This window comes from Quadrisphaera sp. KR29 (assembly GCF_052644995.1).
Genome location: NZ_JBQXXG010000006.1, coordinates 51,697 through 64,132, shown reverse-complemented (window position 1 = coordinate 64,132; position 12,436 = coordinate 51,697). Strand labels below are relative to the sequence as shown.

Genomic DNA, 12,436 nt, shown 5'->3' with positions numbered 1-12,436 from the left:
TACTCAGGGGGTGGCGGCCGGGGACACCACGAGCTCGTCGATGCGCACCCGCGCCGGGGTGGTCACGACGAAGGCGACGGCGCGGGCGACGTCGTCGGGGGTGAGCATCACCGCGCGGGCCTCCTCGTCGGGCACCTCGGGGCGGGCGTCGACGAAGTCGGTGGCGATGTCGCCCGGGCACAGGTGGGTGGCGCGCACGCCGGTGCCGGCGAGGTCGTCGTTGAGGCTGGCCACCAGCGCCCCGGCGCCGGTCTTGCTCATGCGGTAGGCCGCCCCGGCGCCGGGGGAGTCGCGCACCGCGGCCCGCGAGCTGACGACGACGACCAGGCCGTCCCCGCGGTCGCGCATGCCGGGCAGCACCGCCGCGGCGCAGTGCGCCAGCCCGGTGAGGTTGGCCGCGACGATGGCGTCCAGGGCGGGCAGGTCGAGGTCGTCCCAGTGCCGCCGGCGGGTGTTGAGGCCCGCTGCGGCGACCAGGACGTCGACGCCGCCGGTCGCGTCCAGCTCGCGGCCCGCCGCCGCCACGGCGGCGGGGTCGGCGACGTCCAGCGGCAGCGCGCTGGCGGAGCCGCCGGTGGCCCGCACCGCCGCGGCCACCGCCTCCAGGCGCTCGCTGCGCCGGCCGGAGACCACCACCTCCAGCCCGGTGGCCGCCAGGGCGAGCGCGCACGCGGCGCCCACCCCGGAGCCGCCCCCGGTGATCCACGCGCGTCCCGCCACGCCCGCAACCTATGCGGCGGCCCGCGCGAGGACCTCCTCGAGGGTGAGCGGCCGGTGGCCGGTGAGCCGCTCGACGTCGGGGCTCACGGTGCCCAGCTGCCCGGCGGCGATCGCGGTGTAGGTGGAGACCCACGCCTCGACCTGCCAGGGCGGGGCGCCGTAGGAGGCCCGCGAGGTGAAGGCCTCCTCGAGCGTCTCCGGCTGGTAGCGGGCGGGCCTGCCGGTGACCCGCTCGACCACCTGCGCCACCTCGCGCAGGGTGAGCGCCTCCGGGCCGGTGAGGTCGTAGCGCCGGCCGGCGTGCTCGGTGGAGCCTGCCGCGGCGGAGAGCAGGACGGCGACGGCGGCGTCCGCGACGTCGTCCTGCGCCACCGCCGCCACCCGGCCCTCGCCCGCGGGACCGCGCAGCACGCCGTCCGGTCCGACCATGGCGGGCAGGAAGTCGGCGTACAGGCCGTCGCGCAGCGCCGTCCACGCCATGCCGGTGCGCCGCTGCGCGGCCTGCAGGTGCTCCTCGGTGGCGTGGTGGTCGCGGGCGAGGGTGAAGACGGCGTCGGGCGCCGCCCCGAGGAAGGAGGTGTAGACGAGGTGGCGCACCCCGGCGTCGGCGGCGGCGTCGACGAAGGTGCGGTGCTGCTCCACCCTGTCGGCGCTCTCCGACCCGGACACCATGAGGAGCACCTCGACCCCGGCCAGGGCGCTGCGGGCGGCGGCGCCGTCGTCGTAGGGCGCCACGCGCACGTCGGCCCGCGGGTCGAGACCGGGCAGCCGCGGCGCCCGCGCGGGGTCGCGCACGAGCAGCCGCAGCGGGACGCCGCGCCCCGCGAGGGCGCGGGCCACGCGGCCGCCCACGGCCCCGGTGGAGCCGGTCACGGCGACGGGGACGGCGAGCGGGGCGGCGGGCGGGTCGGCGGGCACGGCCCCAGGGTGCGCGGTCACGGGTGGTGACGCCCGGCGGCCCCGTCGTTTAACGTGACACCCGTGAGCGACGCTGCCACCGGCACCAGCACCCCCGACCAGTCCCTGCGCTTCGGCCTCTTCGTCCCGCAGGGCTGGCGACTCGACCTCGTCGGCCTCGAGCCGGCCGAGCACTGGCGCGCGATGCGCTCGGTCGCCGAGCTCGCCGACCGCGAGGGCACCCCGTGGGAGTCGGTGTGGGTCTACGACCACGTGCACCCGGTTCCCGCCCCCACCGACGACGCCGTGCACGAGGCCTGGACCCTCATGGCCGCGCTCGCGGCGGCCACCACCCGCGTGCGCCTGGGCCAGATGTGCACGTGCATGGGCTACCGCAACCCCGCCTACCTGGCCAAGGTCGCCGCCACCGTCGACGTCGTCTCCGGCGGCCGCGTGGAGATGGGCATCGGCGCCGGCTGGTACGAGCACGAGTGGCGCGCCTACGGCTACGGCTTCCCCCGCGCCGGCGAGCGCCTGCAGCAGCTCGCCGAGGGCGTGGAGATCTTCCGGCAGCTGTGGACCACCGGGACGTCGACCTTCTCGGGCAGCCAGTACACGACCGACGGCGCGCTGTGCAACCCGCTGCCGCTGCAGCAGGGCGGCATCCCGCTGTGGATCGCCGGCGGTGGTGAGAAGAAGACGCTGCGCATCGCCGCCCAGCACGCGCAGTACACCAACTTCTCCAGCGACCTCGAGGGCTTCCAGCACAAGTCTGAGGTGCTCAAGGGCCACTGCGAGGACCTCGGCACGGACTACGGCGCCATCACCCGCTCGGCCAACTACAACGTCATCATCGCCGAGACGGAGGCGGAGGTCGCCGACCGCCGCGCGTGGGTCCTCGACCGCCTGACCCAGCGCGTCGGCGCCGAGGTCGCGCAGGCCGAGGTGAAGAAGTCCTACGACGAGTCGATCACCGTCGGCACGCCCGAGCAGGTCGTGGAGAACCTCCGGCCGCTGGTCGCGGCGGGCATGACCTACCCGATCGTCTACTTCCCCGAGATCGCCACCGACACCTCCGGCGTGGAGCTCTTCGAGAAGACCGTCATCCCGGCGCTCACCGCCTGACCCGGCCGCCCGACGTGCTCCGCTGGTCGACCGGCGCGCTGGAGCTGGTGCTCACCCACCGCGACGGCGCGCCGGTCCGGCTGGTCGCCCTGGGGACTCCCGGGCGCACCGAGCCCACGGGGGCCACGCAGCCGCTGGTGGAGGTGCTCCTCACCGGTGACGGCCGCGCCCGCACCGGCCCGCGCCTGACCGACACCGGCGTGGGGCGGCGCCTGCGGTACGCCTCCCACCACGAGGAGGAGGACGGCGACGGCGGGCGCTCCCTCGTCGTCGTCCAGCGCGACGAGGCCACGAGCCTGCAGGTGAGCACGCGGTTCACCGGCGGCCCCGCGGCCGCCGGCGTGCGCGTGGTGACCGCGGTGCGGAACACCGGCCCCGACGCGGTGGTGCTCGAGGCCGTCTCGACGCTGGCCACGGGTGCCGTGCTCGCAGCCGGCGCCGACCCGCTGGCGCTGCAGCTGCACACCGGGCGTAGCGAGCAGGTCGCCGAGTTCCGCTGGTCCACCCGGCCCCTGTACGGGAACACCGGCCTTGCCGACTCCACGACCGACCGGCAGACGCCGTTCGGCCGCGGCGCCGTGGTCGCCGCGAGCACGTCGAGCTGGTCGACGGCGCGGCACCTGCCCACCGCGGTGCTCGAGCACCCGACGGGCAGGGCCTTCGCCTGGCAGGTGGAGCACTCGGGCGGCTGGCGCTGGGAGGTCGGCGACGTGCGGACCGGTGAGGACGCGCTCGCCGTCGTCCTGAGCGGCCCCAGCGACCTCGACCACCAGTGGGCCCGCCAGCTCGCACCTGGGGAGGACTTCACCACCGTCCCGGCCTCGGTCGCGGTCGCCGAGGACGGCGGGTTCGACGGCGTGCTCGCCGAGCTCACCCGTCACCGGCGCTGGCTGCGGCGCCGCTACGGGACGCCGGTGGAACCGGTGCCGCTGCTGGTCTTCAACGACTACATGAACACGCTGGACGGCGACCCGACCACCGAGCGGCTGCTGCCACTGGTCGCCGCAGCCGCGGAGGCGGGCGCGGAGGCGTTCTGCATCGACGCCGGCTGGTACGACGACACCGGCCGGGGCTTCGAGGCGTGGTGGCGGTCGGTGGGGGAGTGGGTGCCCAGCACCACGCGCTTCCCCGACGGCGGCCTCGCGCGGGTGCTGGGCGAGATCACGCGGCGCGGCATGCGGGGAGGGCTGTGGCTCGAGCCCGAGGTGGTGGGCGTGGAGTCTCCCGTCGCGGCTCCCGAGGGCCAGGGCGGCCTGCCCGACGCAGCCTTCCTGCAGCGCCACGGGCTTCGCGTGCACGACGACGGCCGGTACTTCCTCGACCTGCGCCACCCCGCCGCGGTCGCGCACCTCGACGCGTGCGTCGACAGGCTCGTCGGCGAGCTCGGCGTGGGGTTCTTCAAGCTGGACTTCAACGTCACGCCCGGTCCCGGCACCGACCGCGAGGCCCTCAGCGCCGGCGACGGCCTGCTCGAGCACCAGCGCGCCCACCTCGCCTGGCTGCGCGGCGTGCGCTCGCGGCACCCCCACCTGGTCGTCGAGAACTGCGCGTCGGGGGCGATGCGCGCCGACTTCGCCGTGCTGGAGCTGCTCGACCTGCAGTCGACCACCGACCAGGAGGACTTCCGCCTGTACCCGCCGATCGCCGCCGGCGCGCCCGCGCAGGTGCTCCCGGAGCAGTGCGGGAACTGGGCCTACCCGCAGGCGTGGATGAGCGCCGAGGAGGTCGCCTTCACGCAGGTCACCGGTCTGGCGGGCCGGCTGTACCAGGCCGGGCGGCTGGACCTGCTGAGCGCCGACCAGCTGGCGCTGGTGCACGCGGCGACCGCGCTGTGGAAGGACGACCTGCGCCACCACCTGGTCCGCTCCGTGCCCGTGCGGCCCCTGGGGCACCCGGTCTGGGACGGCGACGCCGTGGCGCTGGGGCTGTCGGCGGGCGAGCGCCTGGTGCTGGCGGTGTGGCACCGCGGCGGCGCCGACGCGGAGATCGCGCTGGACCTTCCCGACTCGGCCCTTCTACGGGCGGCTGACCTCGTGGAGCTGTACCCCCGCGTGCTGCCCCCTTGGTCGGTGCGCCACGACGACGACGCCGGCCGCGTGGTGCTGCGCCCGGGCACCGCCGGCCCGAGCGCCCGCCTGTTCGAGGTCCGCCACCCCTGAGGCGTGACGCCGGACGGGCAGAAGTCCGCCCGGGGGCCCCTTCAGGCGCTCCCAGACGGGTTCTGCCCGTCCGGCATCACACCTGTCGTGCCAGGTGCTCCGTCAGGCGGGGCCGTACACGAGGTGCACCACGCCGTTCTCGAAGGGCGTCGCGCCCAGCAGCGACAGCTCCACGCGGGAGCCGTCCGCGAACAGGCGCAGGCCCTCGCCGAGCGCCAGCGGGTAGGTGACCAGGTGCAGCTCGTCGACGAGGCGGTCGGCGAGCAGCGCCCGCACCAGCTGCGCGCTGCCGCTGACGTAGACGTCGCCGGCGGCCTGGTCCTTGACGCGCTGGACGGCGTCGGCCGAGTACGCCACGGCCCGGGCAGGGCCCCAGTCGAGGCCCTCCGGCCGCGAGGTGACGACGTGCTTGGGGGAGTCGTTGAAGAAGGGGGCGCCCGGGTCGTCCTCGGCGGTGCGCGTCGACCACGCCGGCGCGAACATCTCGTACGTCGTCCGCCCGAGCAGGATGTCGCTGCACCCGGCGGTGATGCCGCCGATCGCGGCCATCATCGGCTCCGTCCACGGGTAGGCGGCCGTCCAGGACGGGGTCTCCACCACGCCGTCGATCGCCATGAACTCGTGAACCTTGATCTTCCCCACGGTCGCTCTCCCGGTGCTCAGGTGGTCGTGCTGGTGTGACGGCGGCCGGTGCCGGGACTCATCGGTGCCCGCCCCGGCCGCCCGGCGTCAGAAGCCGAGCGTGAGGCCGTCGTCGTCCGGCGCGGCGGCCCGGTCGGCGGCCACCCTCGCCCGGTACTCCTGGGCGAGCGACGGCGCGTGCTGGGAGAGCCACAGCTCGTACTGCTGGCGGCACCCGTTCTTGCGGCACCAGCGCTCCCAGCGCTCGGGCGCGGCGTCCTCGTGCTCGAAGGTGGAGAGGCGGCGGTCGCACAGCGACCTGCCCGTGAGCCGAGGGTCCGGCCAGTGCACGCGCCGGTCGGCGCCGTCACCGGCGCCCCACGTCAGCCTGACGACGTCGTCGGTGGTCGGCACCCGCCCATCTCAGCACGCGGGGCGTGCTGCGCGGGGGTGGCTCAGCACATGCAGGTGCCGCTGGCCGACCTCACGGTGAAGCAGTCGGGGCAGATGCTCGGCGGCGCCGCGGGCACCGCCGCCGCCTTCTTCGGGGCGGCGGCCCGGGCGGTGCTCGCCCGCGGCGCGGCCGCAGCGCGGGGCGCCTTCGGCTCGCGCGGGGCCCTGGGGGCCCTGGGGGTGCTGCCCGCCGGGCGCGAGGCCCCGGCGTGCCGGGTCAGCCGGTCGACCACGTCGCGCTCGTCGGCGTCGCCGGCGTCCACGGCGGGCTGCCCGCCGAAGTGCATCCACACCCGGCGGCGGGCCCCGCCGCCGGTGTCGGTGCCGTCCACCAGGGTCGCCTCGCGCACCACGAGGGCCGACAGGTCGGGTTCGCCGCGGCGGGCGCAGTCGGCGGTGATGACCTCCAGCGCCTTGCCCAGGCCGCGGGAGGTGACCGCGCCGTCGGTGGCCTCGGAGGCCTCCGACGGGGGGACGACCCGCCCCTCCTCCGCGGCGGCCAGCAGGGCCTCGCGCAGCTGGGGGATCGCCTTGAACAACCGCGCGGGGAGGGCTTCGGATCCGAGCGACGTCACGGCTCCACTCTCGCACCCCGCGCGCCCGGCGGGGTACCCGTCGCGACGGGCCGCGCGGGGTCGCGCGACCACTGCGACCACGAGCCGGGCCACAGCCGCGCCCCGCGCACCCCGAGGTGCTCCAGGACCAGCAGGCGGTGACAGGCGGTGACGCCGGACCCGCAGGAGGAGACGACGTCCTGCGCCCCGCCGCCCCCGCCGCCGTCGCCCCCGCCGCCGTCGCCGTCGTCGCCGACGACGACGCCGGCCGCCGCGAGCCGCTCGCGCAGCACGTCGTCGGGCAGCAGCCGGCCGAGGGCGTCGACGTCGTCGCGCACCGGCGAGCTCACCGCGCCGGGCACGTGCCCGGCGCGCGGGTCGAGGGCGTCGGGCGCGCCGGCGTAGCGCTCGGCGGGGCGGGCGTCCAGCAGCACCGCGCGCGGGTCGGAGGCGGCGCGGGCGGCGTCGTCGGCGTCTGCGAGCAGCGCGGCGGGCCACGCGGTCGGCAGCTCCTCCGCGGGCCCGGCGGCCGGCTCGACGAGGTCGCGGTGCACGTCGCCGCGGGCCACCGGCCGCCCCGCCGCCGTCCACGCCAGCAGCCCGCCGTCCAGCAGCGCCGCCTGCCGGCCCAGCGCGCGCAGCATCCACACCAGGCGGGCGGCGATGACGCCGCCGGCGTCGTCGTAGGCGACCAGCACCGGCCCGCCGGAGCCGCTGCCGGGCCGCAGCCCGAGGGAGGCGAGCGCGCGCAGGAAGGCGTCCGGCGCGGGCAGCGGGTGGCGGCCGCCCGCGTCGGAGGGCGGGGCGGCGAGCACGGCGTCGACGTCGACGCGCACCGCCCCGGGCAGGTGGCCGGCCGCGTGCGCCTCCTGCGGCGACCTGCCGTCGGGGTACCACCGGACGTCGGCGAGCACGACGCGCTCGGGCTGGGCGTCGAGCCACGCGGCGTCGACGAACGGCGGGACGGACGGCGGGCTCCAGGGCCGTGCGGCGGGGGCGTCGGGCACCTCCCGATCCTGCCCGCGGCGCGCCCCGGCGGTCACCCCGGGCCGGTACCGTCGGGGCCCTCACCCTCGTCCGGAGGCCACCGTGTCGGACCCGACCGCCCGCTACCCCGACCACCCCGCCGAGCCCTCCCGCGAGCAGCCCCCCGCCTACGTCCCGCCGCCCGGCTACGAGGAGTACGCGCCGCGCCAGCAGGGCGCCCAGCCGGACCCCCGGCAGGACGACCGGCAGGGCTACCAGCAGGGGTACCGGCAGGGCCCGCCGCCGGGGTACGGGCAGGGCTACCGCGGTGCCCCGCCGCGACCGACCTCGGTGGTCGCCGTCGTCGGCCTCGTCCTGGCGTTCGTCCTCAGCCCGGTCGGCGTCGTCGTCTCGGCCTTCGGCATCGGGGACACCCGCGGCGGCCGCAAGGCCGGGCGGGGGCTGGCCGTCGCCGGCGTCGTCGTCGGCGTCCTCGGCACGGTGCTGTGGGTGGTCGCGGCCATCGCCGCCGTGGCGCTGGTGCGGGGCACCTACGCCACGGTGACGTCCGTGGCCTCGGGGATCCCGTCGCTGCCCTCCGAGCTGCCGTCGGGCCTGCCGACCGACCTGCCCAGCGGCCTGCCCACCGACCTGCCCAGCGGCCTGCCCACCGACCTGCCCAGCGGTCTGCCCACCGGCCTGCCCACCGACCTGCAGGGGGTCCTCGGCGGTGAGGACGGCAGCGCCGACGTCGTCGTCGACAGCTGCCAGGCGGTCGTCGCCGGGGCGGCGACGGGGCAGGTCACCATCACCAACAGCACCGGCGCCGCCGCCGACTACGTGGTGGGGCTCGCGGCCCTCGACGCCTCCGGCCAGGAGGTCGGTCAGCTCTACGCGGTGCAGGACGACGTCGCGCCGGGCCAGAGCGTGCAGGTGCAGGCCTACGGCTACGCCGGCGACGGCGGGGAGATCGCCTCCTGCGTGCTCTCCCAGGCCTCCCGCACGGCTCGCTGACGGCTCGCTGACGACCCGCTGACGGCCCCCTGACGACCGGCGCCGGGCCACCGCGGCGGCGCTGCGGCCCGCGTCACCGCCGGCCCGGACCGCCCAGGGCCTCGAGCACCCACTCGGCCGCGCCGGTGCGCAGACGCCCCAACGACCCCGTCGAGAGCCACGCCACGTGCGGGGTCACCAGCACGCGCGGGTCGCGCAGCAGCGGGTCGGCGGGGTCGGCGGGCTCGGTCCACCACACGTCCAGGCCCGCCCCGGCCAGCTGGCCCGAGGCCAGCGCGTCCTCCAGGGCCGCCCGCTGCACCAGGCCGCCGCGGGCGGTGTTGACCAGGAAGCCGCCGCGCGGCATCGCGGCCAGCTGCTGCGCCCCGACCAGCCCGCGGGTGGCGGGGGTCAGGGGGACGTGGACGCTCACCGCGGTGCTGCGGGCCCACAGCTGCGCGGGCTCGACCAGCTCCACGCCCAGCCGCTGCGCCGCCCCGGGGTCGGCGACCGGGTCGCTGGCGACCACGACGACGTCGAAGGCGCGCAGCCGGCGGGCCACCTGCTGCGCGATGGCGCCGAAGCCGAGCAGCCCGACGGTGGTCCCGGCCAGCTCGGGCGGGTCGGGCAGGTCCCCGCGCACCGGCCAGGCGCCCGCGGCCACCGCGCCGGACCACGCCGGCAGCCCGCGCAGCAGGCAGAGCAGCAGCGCGGTGGCGTGGTCGGCCACCTCCCGGGAGCCGTAGCCGGGCACGTTGAGGGCGGTGACGCCGAGCTCGGCGGCGGCCTCGAGGTCGACCACGTCGAGCCCGACGCCGTACCTGACCACCGCTCGCACCTGGGGGCACGCCTCCAGCACCCTGCGCGTGACGGGCGCGTACTGCACGAGCAGCGCCTCGGCCCCGCTGCCGCGGACGGCGGCCACGACGTCGTCCTCGGTGCGGCAGGACGCCTCGACCAGGGCCAGCCCGGCGGGGGCGAGGACGGCGCGCTCCAGGTCGGCCGGGCCCATGTCGCAGTCGGTGACCAGAACGGTCCTCACAGCGTCCCAGTCTGGTCTGCAGCGCCCGGGTCCGCAGCGCCGCGCACGGCCAGCGACGGACGGCGGCCCGTGCGGCAGGGTGGGGCGATGGCTGCACCGGACCTGCGCACCGCCGAGCTGCACCTGCCCGGGCTGCGGGTGCTCGAGCACGAGCTCGACGTCCCCCTCGACCACGCCGACCCCGCCGCGGGGGAGCTGACGGTCTTCGCCCGCGAGGTCGCCGCCGCCGAGGCGCCCTGGGCGCCCGAAGCCGGCAGCGCCAAGCCGGCGCTGCTGTTCCTGCAGGGCGGGCCAGGGCAGGAGGCCACCCGCCCCGCCGGCGCACCGCTGACCAGCGGGTGGATGGCCAGGGCGCTGCGGGACTTCCGCCTCGTGCTGCTCGACCAGCGCGGCACCGGCCGCTCCACGCCCGTCGGCGACCTGCCGGGTCTCACCCCGGCCGAGCAGGCCGACCACCTCGCGCACTTCCGCGCCGACAGCATCGTGCGCGACGCCGAGCTGCTCCGCGAGGCCCTGGGCGTGGACCGGTGGAGCCTGCTCGGGCAGTCCTTCGGCGGCTTCTGCGCGCTCACCTACCTCTCCCTGGCGCCGGCGTCGCTGACCGCCGTCCACGTCACCGGCGGGCTGCCGCCCGTCGGCGTGCACCCCGACGAGGTCTACGCCGCCACGTGGGCGCAGATGAGGGTGCTCTCGGCCCGCTACCACGAGCGCTACCCGCACGACGCCGAGCGGCTGAGGGCGCTGCACGCCCACCTCGCCGCGCACGACGTCAGGACCACCGCGGGGGACCGCGTCACCTCCCGCACGCTGCGCGCGGCGGGCCACTCCCTGGGCATGAGCGACGGCGCGGACGGCCTGCACGCGCTGCTGGAGCGGCCCGTGGGCTCCCCGGCGTTCCGCGCCGACGCCGCCGACCCGCTCGGCCTGGCGCGCAACCCGCTCTACCTGCTGGTGCACGAGGCCTGCTACGCCGACGGCACCACCACCGCGTGGTCGGCCGAGCGCACCCGTCCCGACGACGTCGGTGACGTCGAGGAGGGGGGAGACCCGTCGCTGCTGTCCGGCGAGCACGTCGGGGACTGGCTGCTCGACCCCGAGCGGGGCGGCGTCGGCGCGCTGGCGCCGGTGGCCGAGGCGGCGCGGCTGCTGGCGCAGCGGCCGTGGCCGCGCCTGTACGACCCGGCGGTGCTGGACGGCGTCGCCCGCGGCGCGTCGGGGGTGCCGGTGGCCGCCGCGGTCTACCTCGACGACCCGTACGTGCTCGCCGAGCACTCCCGCGCCACGGCGTCGCTGCTGGGGGCCCGCACGTGGGTCACCGACGAGCTGCTGCACAACGGCCTGCGCGCCGACGGCGACCGCGTGCTCTCCCGCCTCCTGGACATGACCGCCGGCCGCTCGTGACGTCCAGCTCCGTGATCGTCGCGGGGGTGTGGCGCGGACGCCCGTGATCGTCGCGGGAGGGGGGCTCCCGCGACGATCACGGAGCTGAGCGCCAGATCAGAGGGGAGCGCCCTCGCGGGGGAGCTCGACGACGCGCTGCTGCTCCTCGGGCAGCTCCACGAGCTGCCCGACGCCCCCGCCGGCGGGGAGCATCTCGTCGAAGACGCGGAGCCTGTCGAAGCGCAGCGCGTGCTCGCGGGCGCGCTGCTCCAGCTCCAGGCGCTCCACCTCGTCCATCTCCAGCACCGCCCTGTCGATCATCGCCGTCAGCCCGGGCACGTCGCCCGGCTCGACGATGAGCGCCGTGTCGCCGACGGCCTCGCCGGTGCCCCCGACGATGGTGGTGATGACCGGCCCGCCGCCCGCGAGCATCTTCTCGGTCAGCGCGATGCCGAAGGTCTCCACGAACTCCGGCACCGGCTTGGTGGGCAGCGCGTACGCGGCGCACCCGCGCATGAGCAGCGGCTTCTCGGCGTCGGAGACGTCGGTGAGCAGCAGGATGCGCTCGGAGTCCCCGGGCACCTCCGCGATCTGCGCGCGCGCCGCCTCGACGGCGTTGCCGGCCCCGGCGATGACGAGCTTCTTCGTGGCCTGCGCGCGCGAGGCGCGCCAGGCGCTGATGAGGTCGTCCACGCCCTTGGCGCGGGTGATCCGCGAGAGGAACAGCACGTACCCGTCGCGCTCGAGGCCGCGGGCGGCCAGCGCGGCGTCGACGGCCGCCGGGTCGAGGTCGAGGAAGGCCGAGGTGTCGATCGGGGGGTAGCTGATCCGCACCCGGTGCGCGAGCTCGGCGGCGAAGCGGGTGCCGGCGAGGGCGTCGACCTGCTCGGCCCAGCGCACCACCTCCTCCTTGGTGAACTCCGACACCGCGAGGAGGTCGTCGCTGCGCAGGTAGGTGGACAGCACCCCGGCCGCCGCGCCCCACGCCCCGGTGCGCAGCGCGTTGGAGACGACGTTGGTGATGTCGGAGCCGACCGCCTTGGCCAGGGTGCGCACGTCGGGGGCGAAGCCCGCCACGCGGGCGCCGGCCACCGCCTGCACGACGACGTCGGTGTGCGGGGTGAGGTACATCGACAGCACGACGGTCGGCACGCCCTCGGCGAGCAGCTCCACCAGGCGCCCGGTCAGGCCCGCGATGTAGCGCCCGTCGGGCACGCGGTTGTCGCCGATCGGGTCCGGCCGCTCCACGGTGATGCCGGCCGAGTAGGGCAGCAGCGCGTCGAGGGGCTTCAGCGGCAGGCCCGCCGCCTGCAGCGCCTCCAGCGGCCAGGTGAGGATCCGCACGTCGTCGAAGCCGCGCAGCAGCGCCGCCTCGGCGAGGTTGCGGGCCTCCCCGGAGTGGCCGCAGATGACCGGGTCGGCGCGGACCAGGATGACGAGACGGCGCTCGGGCTTGCTCATGCCGGTCATGAGGTCCTCCTCGGGTGTGGTGGGTGCTGCGGACGGGGTGGAGCTCCGGCCCCGGC

Annotated in this window: 12 protein-coding genes; 4 read left to right on the top strand and 8 right to left on the bottom strand. The window is 77.0% G+C overall.

Annotation, left to right across the window (positions count from 1 at the left end):
- Nucleotides 1-3: 3 nt before the first annotated feature.
- Nucleotides 4-720 (bottom strand): SDR family oxidoreductase, encoded by a 717-nt coding sequence (locus ACUN9U_RS07190; RefSeq protein ID WP_445484253.1) that lies wholly within the window; start codon nucleotides 718-720, stop codon nucleotides 4-6.
- A 9-nt stretch (nucleotides 721-729) separates the two neighbouring features.
- A complete protein-coding gene (locus ACUN9U_RS07185; RefSeq protein WP_445484252.1) occupies nucleotides 730-1,638 on the bottom strand; it encodes an SDR family oxidoreductase in 909 nt (302 codons plus the stop codon).
- 105 nt (nucleotides 1,639-1,743) lie between these two features.
- On the opposite strand from ACUN9U_RS07185, the gene ACUN9U_RS07180 reads away from it, so the two are divergent.
- Both ACUN9U_RS07180 and ACUN9U_RS07175 read left to right on the top strand, forming a co-directional pair.
- On the top strand, nucleotides 1,744-2,742 hold the full coding sequence (locus tag ACUN9U_RS07180) for a TIGR03560 family F420-dependent LLM class oxidoreductase (RefSeq protein WP_445484408.1): 999 nt from the start codon (nucleotides 1,744-1,746) through the stop codon (nucleotides 2,740-2,742).
- Between the two features lie 14 nt (nucleotides 2,743-2,756).
- Nucleotides 2,757-4,901, top strand: coding sequence for a glycoside hydrolase family 36 protein (locus ACUN9U_RS07175; protein ID WP_445484251.1), 2,145 nt, complete (start codon nucleotides 2,757-2,759; stop codon nucleotides 4,899-4,901).
- Between the two features lie 102 nt (nucleotides 4,902-5,003).
- On the opposite strand, the gene ACUN9U_RS07170 is transcribed toward ACUN9U_RS07175, so the two are convergent.
- The 4 genes from ACUN9U_RS07170 to ACUN9U_RS07155 form a co-directional block, all read right to left on the bottom strand.
- On the bottom strand, nucleotides 5,004-5,543 hold the full coding sequence (locus ACUN9U_RS07170; protein ID WP_445484250.1) for a dihydrofolate reductase family protein: 540 nt from the start codon (nucleotides 5,541-5,543) through the stop codon (nucleotides 5,004-5,006).
- Nucleotides 5,544-5,630: 87 nt separating this feature from the next.
- Entirely contained in the window at nucleotides 5,631-5,936 is a 306-nt protein-coding gene (locus ACUN9U_RS07165; protein WP_445484249.1) for a hypothetical protein, read from the bottom strand.
- A 41-nt stretch (nucleotides 5,937-5,977) separates the two neighbouring features.
- The gene (locus tag ACUN9U_RS07160; protein ID WP_445484248.1) at nucleotides 5,978-6,550 is read right to left on the bottom strand and encodes a hypothetical protein; all 573 of its coding nucleotides are present in this window, start codon (nucleotides 6,548-6,550) and stop codon (nucleotides 5,978-5,980) included.
- On the bottom strand, nucleotides 6,547-7,536 hold the full coding sequence (locus tag ACUN9U_RS07155) for a sulfurtransferase (protein WP_445484247.1): 990 nt from the start codon (nucleotides 7,534-7,536) through the stop codon (nucleotides 6,547-6,549). Before ACUN9U_RS07155 ends, ACUN9U_RS07160 begins: the two co-directional genes overlap by 4 nt.
- An 82-nt stretch (nucleotides 7,537-7,618) precedes the next feature.
- Between ACUN9U_RS07155 and ACUN9U_RS07150 the strand changes: the two genes are divergently transcribed.
- The gene (locus ACUN9U_RS07150) at nucleotides 7,619-8,509 is read left to right on the top strand and encodes an FxLYD domain-containing protein (RefSeq protein WP_445484246.1); all 891 of its coding nucleotides are present in this window, start codon (nucleotides 7,619-7,621) and stop codon (nucleotides 8,507-8,509) included.
- A 73-nt stretch (nucleotides 8,510-8,582) separates the two neighbouring features.
- Here ACUN9U_RS07150 and ACUN9U_RS07145 read toward each other — a convergent pair whose 3' ends face one another.
- Nucleotides 8,583-9,530 carry a C-terminal binding protein gene (locus tag ACUN9U_RS07145; protein ID WP_445484245.1) on the bottom strand — a complete coding sequence of 316 codons (948 nt, stop codon included), beginning with the start codon at nucleotides 9,528-9,530 and terminating at the stop codon, nucleotides 8,583-8,585.
- Between the two features lie 87 nt (nucleotides 9,531-9,617).
- Between ACUN9U_RS07145 and ACUN9U_RS07140 the strand changes: the two genes are divergently transcribed.
- Nucleotides 9,618-10,931: an alpha/beta fold hydrolase gene (locus ACUN9U_RS07140; protein WP_445484244.1), complete on the top strand. Its 1,314-nt coding sequence runs from the start codon at nucleotides 9,618-9,620 to the stop codon at nucleotides 10,929-10,931.
- A 96-nt stretch (nucleotides 10,932-11,027) separates the two neighbouring features.
- Here ACUN9U_RS07140 and ACUN9U_RS07135 read toward each other — a convergent pair whose 3' ends face one another.
- The gene (locus ACUN9U_RS07135; protein WP_445484243.1) at nucleotides 11,028-12,380 is read right to left on the bottom strand and encodes a glycosyltransferase; all 1,353 of its coding nucleotides are present in this window, start codon (nucleotides 12,378-12,380) and stop codon (nucleotides 11,028-11,030) included.
- Nucleotides 12,381-12,436: the final 56 nt, after the last annotated feature.

Bases quoted from the DNA above. Each gene is read 5' to 3' on its own strand.
- ACUN9U_RS07140 (WP_445484244.1), top strand. From the start codon at position 9,618: ATGGCTGCACCGGACCTGCGCACCGCCGAGCTGCACCTGCCCGGGCTG.
- ACUN9U_RS07135 (WP_445484243.1), bottom strand. From the start codon at position 12,380: ATGACCGGCATGAGCAAGCCCGAGCGCCGTCTCGTCATCCTGGTCCGC.